General features: G+C 53.5%; 22 protein-coding genes. 16 read left to right on the forward strand and 6 right to left on the reverse strand.

Features of this window, described 5'->3' with window-relative positions; genetic code table 11:
* The first annotated feature begins 128 nt into the window (after positions 1–128).
* From rhtA to ybiO, 6 genes are all read left to right on the forward strand, one after another.
* Positions 129–1,016 carry a threonine/homoserine exporter RhtA gene (gene rhtA, locus OGV65_RS14245; RefSeq protein ID WP_016156069.1) on the forward strand — a complete coding sequence of 296 codons (888 nt, stop codon included), beginning with the start codon at positions 129–131 and terminating at the stop codon, positions 1,014–1,016.
* Between the two features lie 303 nt (positions 1,017–1,319).
* Positions 1,320–1,823 carry a DNA starvation/stationary phase protection protein Dps gene (gene dps / locus OGV65_RS14250; protein WP_006685362.1) on the forward strand — a complete coding sequence of 168 codons (504 nt, stop codon included), beginning with the start codon at positions 1,320–1,322 and terminating at the stop codon, positions 1,821–1,823.
* A 365-nt stretch (positions 1,824–2,188) separates the two neighbouring features.
* Positions 2,189–2,935: a glutamine ABC transporter substrate-binding protein GlnH gene (gene glnH / locus OGV65_RS14255; protein WP_016152370.1), complete on the forward strand. Its 747-nt coding sequence runs from the start codon at positions 2,189–2,191 to the stop codon at positions 2,933–2,935.
* A gap of 107 nt (positions 2,936–3,042) precedes the next feature.
* Complete coding sequence (gene glnP, locus OGV65_RS14260; RefSeq protein WP_003035248.1) at positions 3,043–3,702, forward strand: glutamine ABC transporter permease GlnP; 660 nt, start codon at positions 3,043–3,045, stop codon at positions 3,700–3,702.
* Entirely contained in the window at positions 3,699–4,421 is a 723-nt protein-coding gene (gene glnQ / locus OGV65_RS14265) for a glutamine ABC transporter ATP-binding protein GlnQ (RefSeq protein ID WP_003035246.1), read from the forward strand. The genes glnP and glnQ overlap by 4 nt, the downstream gene beginning before the upstream one ends.
* A 118-nt stretch (positions 4,422–4,539) precedes the next feature.
* Complete coding sequence (ybiO, locus tag OGV65_RS14270) at positions 4,540–6,777, forward strand: mechanosensitive channel protein (protein WP_286455095.1); 2,238 nt, start codon at positions 4,540–4,542, stop codon at positions 6,775–6,777.
* Here ybiO and rlmF read toward each other — a convergent pair.
* Entirely contained in the window at positions 6,774–7,700 is a 927-nt protein-coding gene (gene rlmF / locus OGV65_RS14275; RefSeq protein WP_016152368.1) for a 23S rRNA (adenine(1618)-N(6))-methyltransferase RlmF, read from the reverse strand. The genes ybiO and rlmF overlap by 4 nt on opposite strands.
* 210 nt (positions 7,701–7,910) lie before the next feature.
* Here rlmF and mcbA point away from each other — a divergent pair, with 210 nt between their 5' ends.
* The 5 genes from mcbA to ybiJ all read left to right on the forward strand — a co-directional run bounded on the left by mcbA (position 7,911) and on the right by ybiJ (position 12,374).
* Complete coding sequence (gene mcbA / locus OGV65_RS14280; RefSeq protein ID WP_016152367.1) at positions 7,911–8,171, forward strand: DUF1471 family periplasmic protein McbA; 261 nt, start codon at positions 7,911–7,913, stop codon at positions 8,169–8,171.
* Positions 8,172–8,464: 293 nt separating this feature from the next.
* Positions 8,465–10,750, forward strand: a complete 2,286-nt coding sequence (locus OGV65_RS14285; protein ID WP_103766488.1) for a catecholate siderophore receptor Fiu — start codon at positions 8,465–8,467, stop codon at positions 10,748–10,750.
* Between the two features lie 43 nt (positions 10,751–10,793).
* A complete protein-coding gene (gene ybiX, locus OGV65_RS14290; RefSeq protein WP_047501257.1) occupies positions 10,794–11,471 on the forward strand; it encodes a PKHD-type hydroxylase YbiX in 678 nt (225 codons plus the stop codon).
* Positions 11,472–11,546: 75 nt separating this feature from the next.
* Positions 11,547–11,813 (forward strand): DksA/TraR family C4-type zinc finger protein, encoded by a 267-nt coding sequence (locus OGV65_RS14295; protein WP_003035233.1) that lies wholly within the window; start codon positions 11,547–11,549, stop codon positions 11,811–11,813.
* A gap of 300 nt (positions 11,814–12,113) precedes the next feature.
* A complete protein-coding gene (gene ybiJ / locus OGV65_RS14300; protein ID WP_016152363.1) occupies positions 12,114–12,374 on the forward strand; it encodes a DUF1471 family protein YbiJ in 261 nt (86 codons plus the stop codon).
* Between the two features lie 97 nt (positions 12,375–12,471).
* Here the strand turns inward: ybiJ and OGV65_RS14305 are convergent, their stop codons facing one another.
* The 4 genes from OGV65_RS14305 to rhlE all read right to left on the reverse strand — a co-directional run bounded on the left by OGV65_RS14305 (position 12,472) and on the right by rhlE (position 18,307).
* Complete coding sequence (locus tag OGV65_RS14305; protein WP_046274639.1) at positions 12,472–13,557, reverse strand: malate/lactate/ureidoglycolate dehydrogenase; 1,086 nt, start codon at positions 13,555–13,557, stop codon at positions 12,472–12,474.
* A 161-nt stretch (positions 13,558–13,718) separates the two neighbouring features.
* Positions 13,719–14,687, reverse strand: coding sequence for a DNA-binding protein YbiB (gene ybiB / locus OGV65_RS14310; RefSeq protein WP_016156063.1), 969 nt, complete (start codon positions 14,685–14,687; stop codon positions 13,719–13,721).
* Positions 14,688–14,716: 29 nt separating this feature from the next.
* Positions 14,717–16,867 carry an ATP-dependent DNA helicase DinG gene (gene dinG / locus OGV65_RS14315; protein WP_046274637.1) on the reverse strand — a complete coding sequence of 717 codons (2,151 nt, stop codon included), beginning with the start codon at positions 16,865–16,867 and terminating at the stop codon, positions 14,717–14,719.
* Positions 16,868–16,963: 96 nt separating this feature from the next.
* Positions 16,964–18,307: an ATP-dependent RNA helicase RhlE gene (rhlE, locus tag OGV65_RS14320; RefSeq protein WP_049282687.1), complete on the reverse strand. Its 1,344-nt coding sequence runs from the start codon at positions 18,305–18,307 to the stop codon at positions 16,964–16,966.
* Between the two features lie 221 nt (positions 18,308–18,528).
* On the opposite strand from rhlE, the gene cecR reads away from it, so the two are divergent.
* Genes cecR through OGV65_RS14345 form a run of 5 tightly spaced genes read left to right on the forward strand, consistent with a single transcriptional unit; the run spans position 18,529 to position 24,170 of the window.
* Positions 18,529–19,206, forward strand: a complete 678-nt coding sequence (gene cecR / locus OGV65_RS14325; RefSeq protein ID WP_016152358.1) for a transcriptional regulator CecR — start codon at positions 18,529–18,531, stop codon at positions 19,204–19,206.
* Positions 19,203–20,198, forward strand: coding sequence for a secretion protein HlyD (gene hlyD / locus OGV65_RS14330; protein ID WP_200079518.1), 996 nt, complete (start codon positions 19,203–19,205; stop codon positions 20,196–20,198). Before cecR ends, hlyD begins: the two co-directional genes overlap by 4 nt.
* On the forward strand, positions 20,191–21,927 hold the full coding sequence (locus OGV65_RS14335; RefSeq protein ID WP_016152356.1) for an ATP-binding cassette domain-containing protein: 1,737 nt from the start codon (positions 20,191–20,193) through the stop codon (positions 21,925–21,927). The genes hlyD and OGV65_RS14335 overlap by 8 nt, the downstream gene beginning before the upstream one ends.
* Positions 21,920–23,053 (forward strand): ABC transporter permease, encoded by a 1,134-nt coding sequence (locus OGV65_RS14340; protein WP_286455096.1) that lies wholly within the window; start codon positions 21,920–21,922, stop codon positions 23,051–23,053. The genes OGV65_RS14335 and OGV65_RS14340 overlap by 8 nt, the downstream gene beginning before the upstream one ends.
* A 10-nt stretch (positions 23,054–23,063) precedes the next feature.
* Entirely contained in the window at positions 23,064–24,170 is a 1,107-nt protein-coding gene (locus OGV65_RS14345; RefSeq protein ID WP_008784194.1) for an ABC transporter permease, read from the forward strand.
* On the opposite strand, the gene OGV65_RS14350 is transcribed toward OGV65_RS14345, so the two are convergent.
* The gene (locus OGV65_RS14350; RefSeq protein ID WP_016152353.1) at positions 24,132–24,542 is read right to left on the reverse strand and encodes a YbhQ family protein; all 411 of its coding nucleotides are present in this window, start codon (positions 24,540–24,542) and stop codon (positions 24,132–24,134) included. The two genes, OGV65_RS14345 and OGV65_RS14350, sit on opposite strands and share 39 nt — an antisense overlap.
* Between the last annotated feature and the right edge of the window lie 39 nt (positions 24,543–24,581).

A 24,581-nucleotide genomic window follows, 5' to 3' on the forward strand; every position in this document is an offset into this window, starting at 1 on the left:
CAACCAGCGGTGCGTATTTCCATTACACTCGCTGTTTTACTTTTCTATACATCACGTCATCCGTGTCGTAGCAAATTTGCAACGTCACGCAGATGAAGGCGTGTAATTATCATTTGACAGGAGAAAGGATGCCGGGGTCGTCACGTAAAGCGCCAGTCTGGTTGCCTATTTTGGTTTTGCTTATTGCTATGTCCTCCATTCAAAGCGGAGCATCTCTGGCAAAATCGCTATTCCCACTCGTCGGTGCGCCGGGCGTTACCGCATTGCGACTTGCGCTGGGCACCCTCATCCTTATTGCCTTCTTTAAACCCTGGCGTTTGCGATTCGCCAAAGAACAACGCCTGCCGCTGCTGTTTTATGGTCTGTCTCTGGGCGGGATGAACTATCTCTTCTACCTGTCAATCCAGACCGTCCCGCTGGGAATTGCCGTAGCGCTGGAGTTCACCGGCCCGCTCGCGGTAGCGCTGTTTTCATCCCGACGTCCGGTGGATTTCATTTGGGTTGCACTGGCTGTACTCGGACTTTGGTTCCTGCTGCCGTTAGGTCAGGACGTTTCTCACGTGGATTTAACCGGCGCTGCACTGGCGCTGGGCGCTGGCGCCTGCTGGGCAATCTATATTCTTACCGGGCAGCGTGCCGGCGCGGAACATGGTCCGGCGACCGTCGCGGTAGGGTCATTAATTGCGGCGCTGATTTTTGTACCCATCGGTGCGCTCCAGGCTGGGGATGCCTTGTGGCACTGGTCCATTCTACCGTTAGGCCTGGCCATTGCGGTCCTCTCCACTGCGCTTCCCTACTCGCTGGAGATGATTGCGTTGACGCGGCTGCCAACACGCACTTTTGGTACTCTGATGAGTATGGAACCCGCACTGGCTGCGGTTTCAGGAATGATCTTCCTCGGTGAAACGCTGACGCTTGTCCAGACGCTCGCTCTGGGCGCCATTATTGTCGCATCAATGGGTTCGACGCTCACTATTCGCAAAGAACCACAAATTAAGCAAGTTGACGTGAATTAACCACTTAATATTCTGCATGGTTTGCATAATCATGCAGAATATCCAATTGTAAATCTGCGTGATAATTATTCTAATAAATATAATTTTCTCATCTGCATATTTCTTGAAATTTATACATTAACATAAAAATAACACACCTCCATTAATAACCACTATATCCATATGATTTTATTAGTTATTTCATATCCACCCCTCTCTTCGCTATTAAAGTGATAGGTAACACCAGAAAAATAAATCCAAAATTCACGCTATACTTATTCCCGTTGAAGAGCTGGGACATAATTATCAAGAGGATATGAAAATATGAGTACCGCAAAACTGGTAAAAACAAAAGCATCTGCCCTCCTTTATACCCGCAACGATGTAACAGATAGCGAAAAGAAAGCGACTGTAGAGCTGCTGAATCAGCAAGTGATCCAGTTCATCGACCTGTCTTTGATCACCAAACAGGCTCACTGGAACATGCGCGGCGCGAACTTCATTGCTGTGCATGAAATGCTCGATGGCTTCCGTACTGCCCTGACCGACCACCTCGATACCATGGCTGAGCGCGCCGTACAGTTAGGCGGTGTGGCATTGGGTACCACCCAGGTTATTAACAGCAAAACGCCTCTGAAAAGCTATCCGCTGGATATCCATAGCGTACAGGACCACTTAAAAGAGCTGGCCGATCGTTATGCCGTCGTCGCTAACAGCGTCCGTAAAGCCATTAGCGAAGCAAAAGACGAAGATACAGCAGATATCTTCACCGCCGCTTCACGCGACCTCGACAAATTCCTGTGGTTTATCGAAGCCAACATTGAATAACAGCAGACATAAGAATTACCTATATAACCCTCGCCCTGGCGGGGGTTTTGCACATCTATGGTGCATGACATTGATCGTTCGTCACTCCAAAGTAAATTATTTGTAATAATCACTTCACACAATCGTTAACGAAAGATTGTTTTATCAACAATTTTTACGCTAAATAGTCATACCGTTTGTACTGTGTCAGGTACGCACCAAATGAGTGCCCCAAAACAGTGCAGATTGCCCACTTTGCCCTACTTATTGTGCAGAGAAACGAGACACCCTCTTGTTAAAACAATGAGTTGCAAAACTGGCACGATTTTTTCATTAAGCCATATGTTCTCGCAGGGGATCGCCCCGTGGATATAAAAGGAAATCCTATGAAGTCTGTATTAAAAGTCTCACTGGCTGCACTTACCCTGGCTTTTGCGGTGTCCTCCCATGCCGCAGATAAGAAACTGGTTGTCGCAACCGACACCGCATTTGTACCGTTCGAATTCAAACAGGGTGACAAATACGTTGGTTTTGATGTGGATCTGTGGGCTGCAGTGGCCAAAGAACTGAAGCTGGATTATGAACTGAAACCAATGGATTTCAGCGGCATCATCCCGGCTCTGCAAACCAAGAATATCGACCTGGCGCTGGCGGGTATCACCATCACTGATGAGCGTAAGAAAGCGATCGACTTCTCTGACGGCTACTACAAAAGCGGTCTGTTAGTGATGGTCAAAGCGAATAATAACGACGTGAAAAGCGTGAAAGATCTGGATGGTAAAGTCGTCGCTGTGAAGAGCGGCACGGGTTCCGTTGATTACGCGAAAGCTAACATCAAAACCAAAGATCTGCGTCAGTTCCCGAATATCGATAACGCATATATGGAACTGGGCACCAACCGCGCAGACGCCGTACTGCACGACACGCCAAACATTCTTTACTTCATCAAAACCGCTGGCAACGGTCAGTTCAAAGCTGTAGGCGAATCCCTGGAAGCCCAGCAGTACGGTATCGCCTTCCCGAAAGGCAGCGATGAACTGCGTGAGAAAGTGAACGGCGCGCTGAAAACGCTGAAAGAGAACGGCACATACAACGAAATCTACAAAAAATGGTTCGGTACCGAACCTAAATAACAAGAACGTTCTGTAACGCCCGGTAGCGCCAGCGCCGCCGGGCCTGCAATTTTGAGTCATCGCGTTATGGCTCATTACTTTTCTCACCACGGTAACAGGAACGAAATATGCAGTTTGACTGGAGTGCCATCTGGCCCGCCATCCCGCTTTTGATTGAAGGCGCCAAAATGACCCTGTGGATCTCGGTCCTCGGTCTGGCAGGCGGTCTGATAATCGGGCTTGCAGCAGGGTTTGCGCGTACTTTCGGCGGTTGGATAGCCAACCACGTAGCGCTGGTGTTTATCGAAGTCATTCGCGGTACGCCAATCGTTGTGCAGGTGATGTTTATTTACTTTGCCCTGCCAATGGCATTTAACGATTTACGCATTGATCCCTTTAGCGCCGCCGTTGTCACCATCATGATCAACTCCGGCGCCTATATTGCGGAAATCACCCGCGGCGCGGTGCTCTCAATCCATAAAGGATTCAGCGAAGCCGGACTGGCGCTTGGGCTTTCACGTACAGAGACTATCCGCCACGTTATTTTACCTCTCGCGCTGCGTCGTATGCTGCCACCGCTGGGCAACCAGTGGATCATCAGCATTAAAGATACCTCGCTGTTTATTGTCATTGGCGTCGCTGAACTGACCCGTCAGGGCCAGGAAATCATTGCCGGTAACTTCCGCGCACTGGAAATCTGGAGCGCCGTTGCGGTGTTCTATCTGATCATTACGCTGGTGCTGAGCTTCATTCTGCGTCGTCTGGAAAGAAGGATGAAAATCCTGTGATTGAATTTAAAAACGTTTCTAAGCACTTTGGCCCAACCCAGGTGCTGCACAATATTGACCTGAACATTCAGCAGGGCGAAGTGGTGGTAATTATCGGGCCATCCGGGTCCGGTAAATCAACCCTGCTGCGCTGCATTAACAAACTGGAAGAGATAACCTCTGGCGATCTGATCGTCGACGGTCTGAAGGTAAACGATCCAAAGGTAGACGAGCGGTTAATCCGCCAGGAAGCCGGGATGGTGTTTCAGCAGTTCTACCTGTTCCCGCATCTGACGGCGCTGGAAAACGTCATGTTCGGACCGCAGCGCGTACGCGGAGCGAATAAAGAACAGGCCGAGAAACTGGCTAAAGAGCTGCTGGCGAAAGTAGGTCTGGCCGAGCGTGCGCATCACTACCCTTCTGAGCTGTCTGGCGGTCAACAGCAGCGTGTAGCGATCGCCCGAGCGCTGGCGGTGAAGCCGAAAATGATGCTGTTTGATGAGCCAACCTCAGCGCTGGACCCGGAACTGCGCCACGAAGTTCTGAAAGTTATGCAGGATCTGGCGGAGGAAGGGATGACCATGGTGATTGTGACCCACGAAATCGGCTTTGCCGAAAAAGTGGCTTCACGCCTGATTTTCATCGATAAAGGACGTATTGCCGAAGACGGTAATCCGCAGGCCCTGATTGAAAATCCGCCCAGCCAACGTTTACAGGAATTCTTGCAGCACGTTTCCTGATAGCTCTCCCTCCCTTCGCCTGAAGGGAGGTTTTTCACCAGAATCCTCTCATTTCATTTCTCCCCCGCCCTGACATCTATACTTATCCTTTTGAATTTATTTTCTCATGGGAGGAGTCATGCGCTGGATCCTGTTCATCTTTGTTTGTCTGGTGAGTCTCCCGACTCAGGCGGTGACGATACCTGGCGTCACTACGCCAACGTCAACCAACGCGCAAACCGCGCCGGCGAAAGAGCCGGATGTTGAACAGAAGAAAGCGGCCTACGGCGCACTGGCTGATGTGCTGGAAAATGACGCCTCGCGCCAGGAACTGATCGGTCAGTTACGCAAAGTGGCGACAGCGCCCCCTGCCGAGCCGGTGCCAACCATTGTTCCGCCCACGTTAACGGAAGAAAAAACGGTGCTGGAAAACGTCACGGATGTCACCCGCCACTACGGTGAGGCGCTCTCCAGCCGCTTTGCTCAGCTTTACCGCAATATTACCGATGCACCACACAAGACCTTCAACCCGCAAACGTTCACCAATGCCCTGACCCATTTTTTAATGCTGGCGGCGTCAGTGTTCGGTTTTTTCTGGCTGCTTCGCCTGTGCGCGCTGCCGCTGTATCGCAAAATGGGGAAATGGGCACGACGGAAAAACCGCGAACGCAGCAACTGGCTCCAGCTTCCGGCGATGATCGTCGGCGCATTCATTATCGATTTGCTTCTGCTGGCGCTGACTTTGTTTGTCGGGCAGATACTGAGTGACAGAATGAACGCCGGTAGCCGCACTATCGCCTTTCAGCAAAGCCTGTTTCTCAATGCCTTTGCGTTGATTGAGTTCTTCAAAGCCATTCTACGCCTGATATTTTGCCCAACGGTGGCCGAACTGCGCCCGTTTAACATTCAGGATGCCGGTGCGCGCTACTGGAATCGCCGTTTAAGTTCATTGAGCAGCCTGATTGGATACGGACTTATCGTTGCCGTTCCCATTATCTCGAATCAGGTCAACGTGCAGGTCGGCGCGATGGCAAACGTCATCATCATGCTGTGTATCACGCTATGGGCGCTGTACCTGATTTTCAGAAACAAGAAAGAGATAACGCAGCATTTGCTGAATCTGGCGGAAAGATCGTTAGCGTTTTTCAGCCTGTTTATCCGCGCCTTTGCACTGGTATGGCATTGGCTGGCCAGCGCCTACTTCATTGTGCTGTTTTTCTTCTCGCTGTTTGATCCTGGCAACAGCCTGAAATTCATGATGGGCGCTACGCTGCGCAGCCTGGTGATCATTGGGATCGCCGCTTTTGTTTCCGGTATGCTTTCCCGCTGGATAGCCAAAACTATTACCCTTTCGCCACACACCCAGCGCAGCTATCCGGAATTACAAAAACGGTTGAATGGCTGGCTGTCGACGGCGCTAAGCGTGGCCAGGATCCTGACGGTGTGCGTCGCGGTAATGCTGCTACTGAATGCCTGGGGATTGTTCGACTTCTGGAACTGGCTGCATTACGGCGCAGGAGAAAAAACGGTGGATATCCTGATCCGTATCGCGCTGATTTTATTCTTCTCCGCCATCGGCTGGACGATCCTTGCCAGCCTGATTGAAAATCGTCTGGCTTCCGATATTCACGGTCGCCCGCTCCCCAGCGCCCGTACCCGCACCCTGCTGACGCTGTTTCGCAACGCGCTGGCGGTGATCATCAGCACGATCACCATCATGATTGTGCTATCCGAAATTGGCGTCAATATCGCACCCTTACTGGCCGGGGCCGGGGCGCTGGGGCTGGCTATCTCTTTCGGCTCGCAAACGCTGGTAAAAGATATTATTACCGGGATCTTTATTCAGTTCGAAAATGGCATGAACACCGGCGACCTGGTGACCATCGGTCCACTCACCGGTACGGTTGAACGGATGTCCATCCGCTCTGTGGGCGTCCGTCAGGACACCGGGGCGTACCATATCATTCCCTGGTCATCGATAACGACCTTCGCCAACTTTGTGCGCGGGATTGGATCGGTCGTAGCCAATTACGATGTAGACCGCCATGAGGATGCAGATAAAGCGAATCAGGCGTTGAAAGACGCTGTGGCTGCAGTGATGGAACAGGACGATATTCGCGGGCTGATTATTGGCGAACCGTCGTTTGCCGGGATTGTGGGGTTAACCAATACGGCCTTCACGCTACGGGTCTCATTTACCACATTACCGCTGAAACAGTGGACGGTACGTTTCGCGCTCGACAGCCAGGTGAAGAAATACTTCGATCTGGCCAACGTACGCGCGCCGGTACAGACGTATCAGGTTTTGCCTGCACCGGTGAATGGCCCTGCGTCGGCAGCAAGCGAACCGCTGCCGCCAACCGAGCCAACGCTTTAGCGTTTACGCGCCATAAAACGGCGACGCTGATCGTTATCCATAAAGGTCCAGGCAATAAAGCGACTCTGCTTTTGCCCCTGGGCCATCTCTTTCTTAACCACTTTCACCGCGCCCGCATCCGTTAACGCATGGTACAGCGGAGGCAAATTCTCACCGCGCGAAACCAGCGTGGTGAACCACATCACCTGACGGCCAAAGGCCTGGCTTTCGGCGATCATTTTTTTGATGAACGCCACTTCACCGCCTTCACACCACAGCTCCTGCTGCTGCCCGCCAAAGTTCAGCGCATCATCTTTATCCTGCCCCAGATTACGACGTTTGCGCTCGCTTCCGGCGCGGGCTGAAGCCGCAGAATCATGGAAAGGCGGGTTACACAATGTGGCTTCATATTGCTCATTCTTGTGAATGATACCGTTGAAGATTGCCGTAGCATCTTTCTGGCGACGCAGACGAATTGCGCGAGTTAACCCCGGATTGGCATTTACGATCGCCTGAGCGCTGTTAAACGCTTCGCTACTGGTCTCACTGCCGGTGAATCGCCAGCCGTATTCATGCACGCCGATCAGCGGATAAATACAGTTTGCCCCAACTCCCACATCCAGCACGCTCGCATTTGCCGGAATGGTTCCGCTGGTTTCACCTAACAGGTCGGCCAGATGGTGAATGTAGTCAGCGCGACCAGGAACCGGCGGGCACAGAAAACCGTCTGGAATATCCCAGTTTTTCACCGCATAAAAATGCGCCAGCAGTGCTTTATTGAGCGCCTTCACTGCCTGCGGATTCGCGAAATCAACACTCTGCTCGCCGCCCGGCGTGAGGGTGAGAAATTGCGTCAACTCGGGTGTAACCTGGCATAAAGTCGCAAGATCATAACGGCCATTGTGGCGGTTACGTGGGTGTAATCCCGGTTTCTGGGGGGACATAGCATTCTCCTTTTAACAGCGGCGTAAGATACCCGCATAACGCCACGCGGTAAACACACAGCAAGGAAATTTGCTTTTTTTATACCTATTTGATGGCTTGCTGATTGTTCAAAAAACAGACAGCTCATCACCAGTTTTTTGCGGTAAATGTCATCCACTGACGGCCTAAACTTATCAGGCACGACCTGTTGTTTCTCAGAGGATATCACCATGAAGAAATGCCTCACATTCCTTGCCGCTACCGTACTGACCGGCATGACATTTGCGTCCTTTGCTGCACAGCCCTACACCAGCCCTCAAACCGGCCAGCTACAAGCTTCCGGCACTGTTTTCGCTACCGGAGCTTCTAACCTGAGCGATCTCGAAGACAAGCTGGCAGAGAAAGCGAAAGAGCAAGGCGCAAAAGGCTTTGTCGTCAATTCTGCGGGCGGTAAAAACCAGATGTACGGCAGCGCAACTATCTATAAGTAGTCCCTCACCTTAGCCCAACTGCATTCACCCCGAATGCAGTTTGCTACCTGCTGTTCACGTCGTTCACCGCTCAAATTGTAATCATCGTGTAGCAATTTTGAATCCAATGTAAATAAATGTATTTATTTTTGAATTAATGAATGCTAAAACGTCGCACTGATTAGTAATGCTTATCAAAATCATTATCAATTACACATTCACTCCCGCGAGGCCTGCAGGGTATAACATCCACAGAGATGTCCCTTCGCGCGAGTGAAACCGTCTACTCAAAAAATAATAAGTCACTCACTAACATGGATAAAAATCGCAATTTGCCTGCCAGTAGTTTTCATTCACTGACTTTTTTTGCCGGTCTGTGTATTGGCCTGTCTCCGGTAGCTCAGGCTGTCGCCGCGGGCGATCAAGATAAAAAACAAGAAGATACGTTGGTTGTTGAAGCGGCCAAACCTTCGTTATACGCCCCAACGCAATCTGCCGACCCTAAGTTCTCCCGCCCGGTAGCGGATACAACCCGCACCATGACAGTGATTTCTGAGCAGGTGATTAAGGATCAAGGTGCAACCAATCTGACCGATGCGCTGAAAAACGTACCGGGCGTTGGCGCGTTTTTCGCCGGTGAGAACGGTAACTCCACCACCGGTGACGCGGTGTACATGCGTGGTGCGGATACCTCGAACAGTATTTATATCGACGGTATCCGAGATATTGGCAGCGTTACGCGCGACACTTTCAATACCGAACAGGTTGAAGTGATCAAAGGCCCCTCCGGCACCGACTATGGCCGTAGCGCGCCAACGGGCTCCATCAATATGATCAGCAAACAGCCGCGCACTGACTCAGGGATCGATGCCTCGGCCAGCGTCGGTAGCGCCTGGTTCCGCCGTGGTACGCTGGACATTAACCAGGTCATCGGCGAGACCACCGCTGCACGGTTAAACCTGATGGGTGAAAAAACGCATGATGCCGGTCGCGATAACGTTAAGAATGAACGTTATGGTGTGGCCCCCTCCCTCGCCTTTGGCTTAGGCACTGAGAACCGACTGTATCTGAACTATCTGCATGTCACCCAGCACAACACCCCGGATGGTGGTGTCCCCACCATCGGTCTGCCGGGATATTCCGCGCCTTCCGCGGGGACTGCTGCACTGAATCAGTCAGGAAAAGTGGATACGCATAACTTCTACGGTACCAACTCGGATTACGACGATTCAACGACCGATACCGCAACGATGCGTTTTGAACATGACCTGAACGACAGCACCACTATTCGCAACACCACCCGCTGGTCACGCATTAAGCAGGATTATCTGATGACGGCGGTGATGGGCGGCGCGACTAACATCACTCAACCCACCAGCAGCGTCGACACCTGGACCTGGTCACGCCTGGCAAATACCAAAGATGTCAGCAATAAGATCCTGACCAACCAGACCAACCTGACCTCAAAATTTTACACGGGAGCCATCGGTCACGACATCAGCACCGGCGTGGAGCTAACGCGTGAAACGCAAACCAACTATGGTGTAAACCCGATCACCCCGCCGTCGGTAAATATCTATCATCCCGACAGCAATGTGAATATCGGCGGATTGTCTCGTAACGGCGCTAATGCTAACGGGCAAACCGATACCTTCGGTGTATACGCCTTTGATACGCTACAGATTACCCGTGAGTTTGAACTGAACGGTGGTATTCGCCTCGACAATTACCGCACGGAATATGACAGCGCTACCGCTTGCGGCGCTTCTGGTCGCGGCGCGGTCGCGTGTCCGACAGGCGTGGCGAAAGGTTCTCCGGTCACCACCGTGGATACTGCCAAATCAGGCAATCTGGTGAACTGGAAAGCGGGCGCGCTGTATCACCTGACCGATAACGGTAACGTTTACATTAACTACGCCGTTTCTCAGCAACCGCCGGGCGGCAGCAACTTTGCCCTCGCTCAGGGCGGAAGCGGTAACAGTGCGAACCGTACCGATTTCAAACCGCAGAAAGCGAAAACCAGCGAGATCGGCACCAAATGGGAGGTGCTGGATAAGCGCCTGCTGTTAACTGCCGCGATTTTCCGTACGGATATTGAGAACGAAGTTGAGCAGAACGACGACGGCACATATTCCCAGTACGGGGAGAAGCGCGTTGAAGGTTACGAACTCTCGGTAGCAGGGAACATCACTCCCGCATGGCAGGTTATTGGGGGTTACACCCAGCAGCGCGCGACGATCCACAGCGGCAAAAACGTTGCTCAGGATGGTTCTTCATCCCTGCCGTATACGCCAGAACATGCGTTCACGCTGTGGAATCAGTATCAGGCTACCGATGATATCTCTGTTGGCGCGGGCGCTCGCTACGTGGGCAGTATGCATCGCGGTTCCGACGGGGCCGTGGGTACGCCATCCTACACCGAAGGTTACTGGGTCGCCGACGCGAAACTGGGTTATCGCGTGAATCGCAATCTCGATTTCCAGTTGAACGTCTATAACCTGTTCGACACCGATTATGTATCCTCCATTAACAAGAGCGGATACCGTTACCATCCGGGTGAGCCAAGAACCTTCCTGCTCACGGCAAATATGCATTTCTGATCTTTTACGTGGGGCGTAAGCCCCACTTTCAGGAGAAACACTGATGATGTATCACATTCCCGGCATTCTGTCGGCGCAGGATGTCGCCTGGTTTCGCGAACAACTGGACGCTGCCGACTGGGTTGATGGCCGCGCAACCACCGGCGCTCAGGGCGCGCAGGTTAAAAACAACCAGCAGGTGAATACGCAAAGTGAACGTTACGGCGTTTTACAACAGGCGGTACAAAACGCGGTGAACAACAGCGCGTTATTCTTCGCCGCTGCATTACCGAAAACGCTCTCCACACCGCTGTTCAATCGCTACCAGCACAACGAGACCTACGGTTTTCACGTTGACGGCGCGGTGCGTAGTCATCCGGAAAACGGCTGGATGCGCACAGATCTTTCCGCCACCTTATTCCTGAGTAATCCCGACGATTATGAGGGAGGAGAGCTGCTGGTCAATGACACCTACGGCCAGCATGCGGTAAAACTTCCGGCAGGCGATCTGGTACTTTACCCTTCCAGCAGCCTGCACTGCGTTACGCCGGTGACCCGTGGGGTTCGGGTGGCATCCTTTATGTGGATCCAGTCGATGATCCGGGACGATAAAAATCGCGCCATGCTTTTTGAACTGGATAAAAACATCCAGTCCCTGAAGACACGTCATGGGGAGAGTAGCGAGATCCTGTCGCTTCTCAATCTCTACCATAACCTGCTGCGCGAATGGTCCGAAATCTGATACCGCTGACGCGTGGTCGTTTTTCAGCCATCACATTCGCTATACTTATTCTGTAGACATCAGCAGGAGGTAGGTATGGCATCCGGATGGGCAAATGACGACGCTGTTAACGAACAGATCAACAATACTATTGAAGATGCTGTTGCCCGCGCCCGCGGTGAGTTACCGACGGGGGAAAGTCTGTATGAATGCGAAGAATGTGGTAATCCAATCCCTCAGGCCAGACGGGAGGCCGTGCCCGGCGTACGCTTATGCATCACATGCCAGCAGGATAAAGATTCACATAGCGCTGCATTTTCAGGATATAATCGCAGAGGTTCGAAAGACAGCCAGCTACGTTGACTTATCTTTACCGAAAGTTTCAGCGCATACGATTTCCTTTATGAGCACGCTTTTTTGCACTCTGTGTAGCAAAATGTGCCGTTGTCGGTTTCTCTGTAAAGCGCAATGACAAGAACTGTAAATCCCTCTTTCGAATTTATTAATATTCAATAAGTTATTTGTCATTCAATTTTTTTGATTGATGTCGTCAATTCTATTCGATTTTATCTCGCATAAAAAAACGTGATACTTCTCACATCGACGAAACAACGTCTTCTTAAAGAACACTGACTAACAGAACAAACCTGCGAGAAATTAATCATGAAAAATATCAAATTTGCTGTTGCCGCCATCGCTCTGTCTACCCTGTCATTTGGCGTTTTTGCTGCCGAGCCAGTTTCCTCTACTCAGGCGCAAAACATGAACAAAATTGGTGTGGTATCTGCTGACGGCGCCACCACGCTGGACGGCCTGGAAGCAAAACTGGCTGAAAAAGCGACTGCTGCTGGCGCAACGGGTTACAGCATCACTTCCGCTATCGGCAAAGACAAAATGAGCGGCACCGCGGTTATCTATAAATAACCGAAAGATTACCTGTACGACCCAATGCTCCAACCCTCATTGACCCTGTTTGTTACCCTTTGTTTGCCCGTCCGCCACTGGACGGGCTTTTTTTTGCTTAGTGTTCCAGTCGTTGACGGAATTCCTGCAACACGGCGTCTGGCATCCCTATTTGCAACGCCGCCTCGCAAATCGCCTGCCAGCTTCCGGCATCCAGCGGAATACCTTGCTCCAGCCGTTCTTCACGAGTATTCACCTCCCACTCCCCTGGCAACAGGATCGGGGCATCTTCAGCATGGGGGGACGCTTTCACCCACTTAGCAAATGCCGCGACCTGGTTGTCGCAGTCCGGCGCGCCAAACAGTTCCGGATTCATAATGATGGTCGTCATACAGTTAATGATGGCGTCCGCGCTGGTCTGCAGACTCTCTTCATGTGTGGTTTTACCACCAGAAAGCGCTCCCCCCATAATTTCGCACATTGCCGCCAGCGCATAACCCTTGTGTTGGGCGAAAGTCAGCAACGACCCCAGCGGAGAGACCTGCATTACGGCGGGATCGGTTGTGGGTACCCCATTAGCATCAATCAGGCATCCCGGAGCCACCGGCTCGCCCTTGTGCCATGCCACGCGGGTTTTGCCAAACGCGATGGCGCTGGTTGCATAGTCCAGCAACAACGGGAACGTATTTTTACGTGGGAACACCACGCAGAAGGGGTTGGTGCCAAATCGACTATCGCGGCCATGAAACGGTGCGACCATCGGGATCCCTACCACATTCACAAAGTGCACCGAAACAAAACCCGCCGCCGCACATTGCTCCGCCCAGTAGCCAATGCGTCCAATATGGTGCGAATTATGTAATGCCACGGCAGCGATACCGTACTGGCGCGCTTTTTCGATCCCAAGCGTAATTGCCTCGTGGGCCGCCACCTGACCAAATGCGCAGTCGCCGTCAAGCGTAATCACCGCTCCCGCATCGTTGACCACTTTGGCATGGCGGTTGATCTGCAGGTGTCCCTGCGAAAATGAGCGAATATAGCTTGGGATCATGCCGATACCGTGGGAGTCGTGGCCGGCGAGGTTAGAGGCTATCAGATGATCTGCTACCAGCCGCGCCTCCAGCTCATTGCTTCCCATCTGGTGAAAAACGGCCTGGATAAAGGCGTGCAGCGTTGGCACATGGAAGCGATGTCCACTGTTCATTGTTATCTCCTGTTGAGTCGCGTGTTGATTGTGTTTCTTATTTTTCAACAAACTATGCTGCGCCACAGCGCTCAGGAGATCAATAAACGTGCAGAAATTTCACGTTGCCGGAAAGCGTGAACCGACGGGCCTGGCAAATGACCCGTCGAGAGAAAGAAAAATCAGAAGCTTTGCTCGACGCGGCCAAGTCCTTCAGCCAGCGTCGCGGATTCACCGGTTGCTACCAGACAGCAGGCCATCTGGATTTTCAGCGATGCCGGAACCGGCTCACTGCCCGCCAGACAACGCTCAATCCAGCGCGCGGTAGTTTCCGGGTCTTTAGCCACCGGCAGCGGGACCGGCTCATCGGGCATCTCGCTCTGCCGGTCCTGTAGCACTCGCACGCCGGACGAATCTATCAGGCTTATCTGCGGGCAGCGCTGCGGGTTGGCGTACACTTCACCCTCGGTACCGTGCATCAACAGGGCACGCCCACCGATATCGCCGAAAAATTTCGCCACGCGCGATACGTATTCCGGGTGGGAAACGCTGGAAAGACGCAGCGCGGCATCTTCGGCAAACGGCGTGGCTAATTTAGCCAACGTATGCGCACTGTTACGCACGCCCATTCGCCAGCGCATCGCCAGCTGTTTTTCCAGCGGAGGACACAGCGCACTCACCGGGATAAACACCGGCTCATGACCATCCAGCTTTGCCTGCGCCTGCCCGGCATGCAGCGTCGGCGCAATCCCCATCAGTTCGAAAATGGTTTCAGTCAGCACGCGGGTTGGATCCTCGCTGACACCGTGCACCACCACCGGGAAGCCCAGCTTATGCAGTAAAATCGCCAGCAGCGGAGTCAAATTTGCCTGCTTGCGCGCGCCATTGTAGCTGGGAATGACAATCGGCATGGGTTTGGCCACTGGCGGAGTCAGGCGAATGGTGTGGTTCTGCATCGCTTCGTAAAAGCCCAGCATCTCCGCTTCGCCTTCGCCTTTAATACGCAGCGCAATCAGTACACCGCCCATCTCAAGATCGGGTACCTCGCCGTTCATCATATGGGTATACAGTCCGCGAGCAGTATCCTTATCCAGGTCACGCGCGTGATTTTTTCCTCGCCCAATCTCTTTGATGATTTTGCGGTAATCCATCGATAACTCCTTGCCTGTTGCTCGCATCGTTAACGCCGACGGCGACGCGTGGGTTTCGCTTTTTCTTTTGGTTTTACTATAACGTCTGGCACAGCAGGTTGCTCTATCGGAAATATGGGTAATGCGTTCAGTAAACGCTTGCCATAGCTTTTGGTCAATAAACGCTTGTCATAAATAACCACTTCTCCCCAGCAGCCGTGGCTACGAATGAGTCGCCCAACCTGCTGGATCAAATTGAATGACGCCGCGGGCAAGCTCTGCACCTCAAAGGGGTAGCGGTTCAGGCTTTTCAGCCACTCGCCCTCGGTGATCACCACCGGGCTGTCGATAGGCGGAAAAGCAATTTTGTGAATATGCACCTGGGTCAGCAAGTCGCCTTTCAAATCCAGACCTTCGGCAAAAGATTGCAGCCCAATCAGTACGCTACGCTCGCCGTTGGTCACCCGCTTGCGGTGCAGCTCCACCAGTCGATAGCGCGGCTGGTCGCCCTGTACCAGCAACAGCAGACGCAGATCGGTAACGTGCTCAAGAAAACGCTGCATTGCCCGACCGCTGGCAAAGAGTACTAGCATGCCCTGATGCTTTTTACTTTCCAGCTGTTCGCGGAAATAGGCGGCCATTTCCGCGATATGCTGCTCTTCGTTATCAATTGACGGTTCGTAGCGCATCTGCGGAATGACGATTTTGCCTTGCTCAACGTGATTAAACGGTGAATCCAGCGCGATAAACCTGTCCCCTGCTTTTTCTTTCAGCCCGCTCATCTCCTGCAAACGCGAGAAGCTGTTGAGCGAACGCAGCGTGGCAGAGGTCACGATAATATGCGGTACGCTGCGCCACAGCAGTCGTTCAAGCTGATCGCTCACACGGATCCCCACACAGTGGAACCAGACGTGGATCTGCCCGTCACGCACTTCGCGCGTCGCCCATTTACTCACCGGCGCGCCTGACGACTGCGCGAGCGAAGCCAGCCGCCACAGTTTGCTTTGCGCCTCAAACATGCCCAACGCCCGATTCATCTGCAAAATAACCCGATGCAGACGCACAATATCGTGGGTGCCGGTTTTTTCGCTGAGATCGTTGAGGAACAGTTCCGCCAGACCGCGCAGCATTTCTGTTAGCTTCGCCAGACGCTGACAAATCTCCATCACTTCCGCAGGCAGTTCGCCCATCGCGAAGCGGTGTTCCGCCTCCTGGGTCGCAGGCATGTACAAATTAAGAATGTTATTGAGCGATGAAATCAGCTCATACAGTTCCTCACAGTGACCGTTCAGACGCTCGGCATTCGCCAGCGGCGGCGTAGTTTTTGGACGAAACTGTTCCAGGCAGGTGGCTACTAATTTGCAAAACAGATCCAACTGCAGTCGATACCAGGGGGCGCTGATTTCTGCGCTCATCTCCAGCGCATCGCGCGCGACGTCCGGCAAATGGTGACCTTCATCAAGAACCAGCAGCAGGTTCTTCGGCTCCGGCAAAACAGCTTCGCTTTCCATGGCCGCCATTACCAGCGCGTGGTTAGCAACCACCACTTCGGCTTCCTGAATCTCACGGCGGGCGACAAAAAAGGGGCATTCACGATAGTAGTGACAGTTACGATTCAAACAGCTGGCTTTATCAGTGCTCAGGCGCTGCCAGAGTCCGTCGTCGATAGCGATATCCGTGTGATCGCGCAGCCCGTCCCACTTGTAGCTGTCGAGATCGCCTTTTAGCCTGGCGCAGCGCTTTTGTTCTTCCTGGTTGTTGGGCGTCAGGTCATCGTCGAGAAAGGCCAACAGATCCTGCTGATTGGGTTCGCTACTGGCCAGCGCCGCTAAATTACGCGGGCAGACATAACGCCCGCGACCAAACGCGGCGGTAAAACGCAGATCGGGGATAATTTTGCGCAGCAGCGGTAAATCTTTGCTGTAGATCTGATCCTGTAAAGCAACGTTGGCGGTACTGACCACCAGCGTTTTTTGTTCTTCACGCGCTATGGCAATACCGGGAATCAGGTACGACAGCGTTTTCCCCACCCCGGTCGGCGCTTCAATCGCCAGATGCCGCCCTTCTTCCCCGGTAAGCGTTTTCGCGACGTCAGCAATCATCTGCCGCTGCGGCGCACGGGGAATAAAGTCGGGGATCTGTTCCTGAAGCGCCTTATACCAGGCGGCAATTTGCGCTTTTAGCGCAGCCGTTAGTGCCATGAGAAAACCTGAAATACTGTATAAACAGCCACTATTGTGGCACTTTCTGATACGTGTCGCAAAAAGAAAAGCCCGACCTTTCGGCCGGGCTCGCAATTACTGCGCTGTAGACGGTTTGCGCGGACGGCGCGGTGGACGAGGCTTATCGCCCGCCGGTTTGCCTTCGCCGCTACGCGGTTTCGCTTTTGGCGCACCGCCATCCTGACGACGCGGCTGCTGACCACGCCCTGCTCCACCCTGACCGCGACCACCGCCGCCACGCTGCTGGCGACCATTCTGGATCGGCTCGGCTTTGATGGACGGGTCTGGCTCGTAGCCTGGCATCGCAATTCGCGGGATCTCTTTTTTCAGCAGCTTCTCGATGTCACGCAGCAGCTTGTGTTCATCAACGCACACCAGAGACAACGCTTCGCCGGTAGCGGCCGCACGACCGGTACGACCAATACGGTGCACGTAATCTTCCGGGACGTTTGGCAGCTCGTAGTTCACCACGTGCGGCAGCTCTTCAATATCCAGACCGCGCGCGGCAATATCGGTCGCCACCAGCACACGAATATCACCGGATTTAAAATCAGCCAGCGCACGCGTACGCGCCCCCTGAGATTTATTACCGTGGATCGCCGCGCTGCGAATGCCGTCTTTATTCAGCTGTTCCGCCAGATGGTTCGCACCATGTTTGGTACGGGTAAACACCAGCACCTGCTGCCAGTTGCCCTGACCGATCATCTGCGACAACAGTTCACGTTTACGCTTTTTATCAACAAAATGAACGTGCTGAGTCACCTGCTCTGACGCGGTATTACGGCGCGCCACTTCGATTTCCAGCGGATTGTGCAGCAGCTTTTCGGCCAGCGACTTAATATCATCAGAGAACGTTGCTGAGAACAGCAGGTTCTGGCGTTTTGCCGGCAGTTTCGCCAGAACGCGACGGATATCATGAATAAAGCCCATATCCAGCATGCGGTCAGCTTCATCCAGTACCAGAATCTCAACCTGATCCAGTTTCACCGCATTCTGGTGTTCCAGATCGAGCAAACGACCAGGCGTGGCGATCAGCACATCCACACCGCCGCGCAGCTTCATCATCTGCGGGTTAATGCTCACGCCGCCGAAGACCACCAGCGAGCGAATATTCAGATACTTACTGTAATCACGTACGTTTTCGCCAATCTGGGCCGCCAGTTCGCGGGTTGGCGTGAGGATCAGCGCACGCACCGGACGACGGCTTTTGCCATGCGGCTGATGGGTAATCAGGTGCTGCAACAGCGGCAGGGTAAAACCTGCCGTTTTCCCCGTACCGGTCTGGGCGCTGGCCATCAGATCGCGGCCTTCCAGCACGGCAGGGATCGCCTGCTGCTGAATAGGGGTAGGTTCACGGTAACCCTGCTCGGCAACGGCACGTAAAATTTCAGGGTTTAAACCAAGGGAATCAAAAGACATAACAACTCCGAACCACCCTGACCGTTACCGGTGTCGTTTTCAGGGAGATACATATAATAAAGATGACAAAAACCACAATGTCATGAAGGGGCGGAGTGTAGCAGTTTTTGTGATGTGCCGCATAAATTATCCCTGCGCTGAAAAATAACGGTCCGGACTGGACAAGGTTACACATCAGTCATAATCTTAATCAATCGATTGATTAAGATCTGAGTCGTGCTATGAATACACCCACCATGACAACCAAAGGTGAACAGGCGAAAAATCAGCTCATTGCCGCCGCGCTGGCGCAGTTTGGCGAGTATGGTCTGCACGCCACTACTCGCGATATCGCCGCGCAGGCCGGGCAAAATATTGCTGCTATCACCTACTATTTTGGCTCAAAAGAGGATTTATATCTCGCCTGCGCCCAGTGGATTGCGGATTTTATCGGCTCACAGTTTCGCCCGCATGCTGAAGAAGCCGAGCGTCTGTTTGCTCAGCCGGAACCGGATCGTGGCGCGATGCGCGAACTGATCCTCCGCGCCTGCAAAAATATGATCATGCTGTTAACCCAGGACGATACCGTTAACCTGAGCAAATTTATTTCGCGCGAACAGCTTTCACCCACCGCGGCTTATCAACTGGTGCACGACCAGGTTATCAATCCGCTGCATACTCACCTGACGCGCCTGATTGCTGCCTATACCGGCGGCGATGCCAACGATACCCAAATGATCCTGCACACCCACGCCCTACTCGGCGAGGTACTGGCCTTTCGTCTGGGGAAAGAAACCATTCTGTTGCGTACGGGCTGGTCACAATTTGATGAGGATAAAACCGCGCTGATTGACCAAACGATCACCTGTCACATCGATCTTATTCTGCAAGGTTTAACGCAAAGGAGTCTGGAGTCATGAAAAAACCTGTCGTTCTCGGGCTGGTCATCGCGGCCCTCGTTGCCGTGATTGCCGGTGGAACGTGGTGGTATCAAAGTCGGCAAGATAACGGTCTGACGCTGTACGGCAATGTCGATATCCGTAGCGTCAACCTGAGTTTTCGCGTCGGCGGCAGGCTGGCCTCGCTGGCGGTTGACGAAGGCGATGCCATTACCGCCGGTCAGGTGCTGGGCGAACTGGACCGTGCACCGTATGAAAACGCATTAATGCAGGCAAAAGCGAATGTTGCCGCCGCCCAGGCGCAATACGATCTGATGCTGGCAGGGTATCGTAAAGAGGAGATCGCGCAAACCGCAGCGGCAGTCAAACAGGCGCAGGCAGCCTATGATTACGCGCAAAACTTTTACAATCGGCAGGTGGGATTGTGGAAAAGCCGCACTATCTCCGCCAACGATCTGGAAAACGCCCGTTCATCACGCGATCAGGCGCTGGCCTCTCTGAAATCCGCACAGGATAAACTCAGCCAATACCGCAGCGGTAATCGTGTGCAGGACATCGAGCAGGCGAAAGCCACGCTCGAACAAGCTCAGGCCGAGCTGGCCCAGGCAGAGCTTAATTTGCATGACACCACGCTGACCTCGCCGTCTGACGGCACGTTACTCACCCGTGCGGTCGAACCCGGCAGCATGCTGAACGAAGGGGGCACGGTACTGACGCTGTCACTCACGCGTCCGGTATGGGTTCGCGCCTACGTTGACGAACGAAATCTGAGCCAGGCGCAGCCAGGACGCGAAATCCTGCTTTACACCGATGGCCGTCCGGACAAACCGTATCACGGTAAAATCGGCTTCGTGTCGCCCACCGCCGAGTTTACCCCAAAAACAGTCGAGACCCCTGACCTGCGCACCGACCTGGTTTATCGCCTGCGTATTGTGGTGACCGACGCGGACGATGCGCTGCGCCAGGGAATGCCGGTAACGATAAAGTTCAGCGATGAGGCACGGCATGAATGACGCCGTCATTACGCTGAATGGACTGACGAAAAACTTTGCCGGAATGGATAAACCGGCCGTCGCCCCGCTCGACTGTACCGTTCATGCGGGCTACGTGACCGGGCTGGTCGGGCCGGATGGCGCTGGCAAAACCACGCTGATGCGAATGCTGGCAGGGCTGTTGAAACCCGACGCCGGTAGCGCAACGGTAATTGGTTTTGATCCCATCAAAGACGACAGCGCGCTGCATGCGGTACTGGGTTACATGCCGCAGAAATTTGGTCTGTATGAAGATTTGACCGTCATGGAGAACCTTAATCTCTATGCAGATTTACGTAGCGTTACCGGTGAAGCGCGAGAAAAAACCTTTGCCCGACTACTGGAATTTACCTCGCTGGGGCCGTTTACCGGACGCCTGGCCGGCAAGCTTTCCGGCGGCATGAAACAGAAGCTCGGACTTGCCTGTACGCTGGTCGGTGAACCCAGCGTGTTACTGCTGGATGAGCCTGGCGTGGGCGTCGACCCTATTTCCCGTCGCGAACTGTGGCAAATGGTTCATGAACTGGCCGGGGACGGCATGCTGATCCTCTGGAGCACTTCGTATCTGGATGAAGCTGAACAATGCCGTGATGTGCTGCTGATGAACGAAGGTGAATTGCTGTATCAGGGCGATCCCACTCAGCTTACGCAAACCATGTCGGGTCGCAGCTTCCTGATGAGCAGTTCGCAGGAAAATAACCGCCGACTGCTGCAACGCACGTTAAAACTGCCGCAGGTTAGCGACGGGATGATTCAGGGGAAATCCGTCCGCTTAATCCTGAAAAAAGAAGCGACGGCCCAGCAGATTCAAAACGCTGACGGCATGCCGGAGATAACCATCAACGAAACCGCCCCCCGCTTCGAGGATGCCTTTATCGATTTACTCGGCGGGGCCGGAACATCGGAGTCCCCGCTGGGCGCTATCCTGCATACCGTGGAAGGCACGCCAGGTGAAACGGTGATCGAAGCCAAAGCGCTGACCAAAAAATTTGGCGATTTTGCCGCTACCGACCACGTAGACTTTGCCGTGCAGCGCGGCGAGATTTTTGGTTTGTTAGGACCCAACGGCGCGGGCAAATCCACTACCTTTAAAATGATGTGCGGCCTGCTGGTCCCCACCTCGGGTAAAGCGCTGGTGCTGGACATGGACCTGAAGGTCAGCTCCGGTAAAGCGCGTCAGCATCTGGGTTATATGGCACAGAAATTCTCCCTGTATGGCAACCTGACGGTTGAACAGAATCTGCGCTTTTTCTCCGGCGTCTACGGCCTGCGCGGTCGGGCGCAGAAGGAGAAAATCGAGCGGATGAGCGAGGCATTCGGCCTGAAGAGTATCGCCTCCCACGCCACCGACGAACTGCCGCTGGGCTTTAAACAGCGCCTGGCGCTGGCCTGTTCGCTGATGCATGAACCCGACATTCTGTTCCTCGATGAACCCACTTCCGGGGTCGATCCCCTCACCCGTCGGGAGTTCTGGTTACATATCAACAGCATGGTGGAAAAAGGCGTCACGGTGATGGTGACCACCCACTTTATGGATGAGGCAGAATACTGCGATCGCATCGGGCTGGTGTATCGCGGCAAACTGATTGCCAGCGGTACGCCGGACGACCTGAAAGCTCAGGCTGCTGACAGTGAGACGCCAGACCCGACCATGGAACAGGCCTTTATCACGCTAATCAATGACTGGGATAAGGAGCATACGCATGAGTAACTCCGTTCTCTCCTGGCGTCGCGTACGCGCGCTGTGCGTGAAAGAGACGCGCCAGATCGTCCGCGATCCCAGCAGTTGGCTGATTGCGGTGGTAATCCCGCTGCTGCTGCTGTTTATCTTCGGCTACGGGATCAACCTCGACTCCAGCAAGCTGCGGGTAGGGATTCTGCTCGAACAGCAAAGCGAAGAGGCGCTGGATTTTACCCATACCATGACCGGTTCACCGTATATTGACGCCACCATCAGCGATAACCGTCAGGAATTGATTGAGAAAATGCAGGCCGGGCGCATTCGCGGGCTAGTGGTGATCCCGGTGGATTTCGCCCAGCAGATGGCGCGACCCAACGACGTGGCGCCGATCCAGGTGATCACCGACGGCAGTGAACCGAATACCGCTAACTTTGTACAGGGTTATGTCGAAGGCATCTGGCAGATTTGGCAACAACAGCGGGCGGAAGATCGCGGAGAATCATTTGAACCTTTGATCGACGTGCAGACCCGCTACTGGTTTAACCCGGCGGCCATCAGCCAACATTTTATTATTCCCGGGGCGGTAACCATCATCATGACGGTCATTGGCGCTATCCTCACCTCATTAGTGGTGGCGCGCGAATGGGAGCGCGGAACCATGGAAGCGCTGTTGTCTACCGAAGTCACCCGCGTCGAACTGCTGCTGTGCAAACTGATCCCCTATTACTTTCTGGGCATGCTGGCGATGCTGCTTTGTATGCTGGTGTCGGTGTTTATTCTCGGCGTGCCCTATCGCGGTTCGTTGCTGATCCTGTTTTTCATTACCAGCCTGTTCCTGCTCAGCACGCTCGGCATGGGGTTGCTTATCTCCACCATCACCCGCAACCAGTTTAACGCCGCGCAGATCGCGCTAAACGCCGCCTTCCTGCCCTCGATTATGCTGTCGGGTTTTATCTTCCAGATAGACAGCATGCCGGCGATTATCCGGGCAGTAACCTATATTATTCCGGCTCGTTATTTCGTCAGCACCCTACAAAGCCTGTTTCTGGCGGGAAATATTCCGGTGGTGCTGATTATCAACGTGCTGTTTTTAATCGCTTCGGCGGTGATGTTTATTGGCCTGACGTGGCTTAAAACCAAACGTCGGCTGGATTAAGGGGACGGGCATGTTTCATCGCTTATGGACATTAATTCGTAAAGAGCTGCAATCACTGTTACGTGAACCGCAGACGCGAGCCATTCTGATTTTACCGGTGCTGATTCAGGTTATTCTGTTCCCATTCGCGGCCACGCTGGAAGTCACCAACGCCACTATCGCTATCTATAACGAAGACAACGGTAAACATTCGGTGGAGCTAACCCAGCGCTTCGCTCGCGCCAGCGCCTTTACGCACGTTCTGCTGCTGAAAAGCCCGCAGGAGATCCAGCCCACCATCGACACGCAAAAAGCCCTGTTGCTGGTGCGCTTCCCGGCCAACTTTTCGCGTAATCTGGATACTTTCCAGCAGGCTCCCATGCAGATTATTCTCGACGGGCGTAACTCTAACAGTGCGCAAATTGCCGCGAATTACCTGCAACAAATCGTTAAGGAGTATCAGCAGGAGCTGATGGACGGCAAGCCGAAACCGAACAACAGCGAGCTGGTGGTGCGTAACTGGTATAACCCGAACCTGGATTACAAATGGTTTGTGGTTCCGTCGCTGATCGCCATGATCACCACCATCGGCGTCATGATCGTCACTTCGCTCTCGGTTGCCCGCGAGCGCGAGCAAGGCACGCTGGATCAGCTGCTGGTCTCCCCGCTTACCACCTGGCAGATATTCATCGGTAAAGCGGTGCCCGCGTTAATTGTGGCAACGTTTCAGGCCACCATTGTGCTGGCGATCGGCATCTGGGCTTATCACATCCCCTTTGCCGGTTCACTGGGGTTGTTCTATTTCACGATGGTGATTTACGGGCTGTCGCTGGTCGGCTTTGGTCTGCTGATTTCATCACTGTGCGCCACCCAGCAGCAGGCGTTTATCGGCGTGTTTGTGTTTATGATGCCGGCGATTTTACTTTCAGGCTACGTCTCGCCGGTCGAAAATATGCCGGTCTGGTTACAGAATCTGACGTGGATAAACCCAATCCGCCATTTTACGGACATCACGAAACAGATTTACCTGAAGGATGCGAGTCTGCAGATTGTGTGGGGAAGTTTGTGGCCGCTGTTGGTAATAGCGGCCACGACCGGCTCAGCGGCGTATGCGATGTTTAGACGCAAGGTGATGTAGCTTTTTGTCTTTCGCCAACAGCGAGACCACGGCGGGTCCGGCAAGGATCACCAGCCCCGCCAGGGCCAGCAAGACGTTGTTTTGCAGCACGCGCGACAGCAACCACAGTACGATCATCGCGGCACCGAAATACCACGTGGTAGTCAGCTCTTCCAGCACATCAGCTACGTCGCGCCAGCGCTGTTCATGGTGACGTTGCAAGGCCAGCATTAATAAAACCGTTACGCCGTAAACGACGCATAATCCCAGGCCGACGCGCACCAGCGTACCGCTCATCCAGCCCATTACCAGCAACGCCACTACCAGTAAATGCAACACAATCTGCCAGCAACTTAGACCCGTTGCGACACGAACACGTTGTTGCCACCTCATGGCTTTTCTCCTGAAGGATTTTCAACTAATTATTCAGAG

This window comes from Citrobacter sp. Cb004 (genome assembly GCF_030337065.1).
Taxonomy (GTDB): Bacteria; Pseudomonadota; Gammaproteobacteria; order Enterobacterales; family Enterobacteriaceae; genus Citrobacter; species Citrobacter braakii.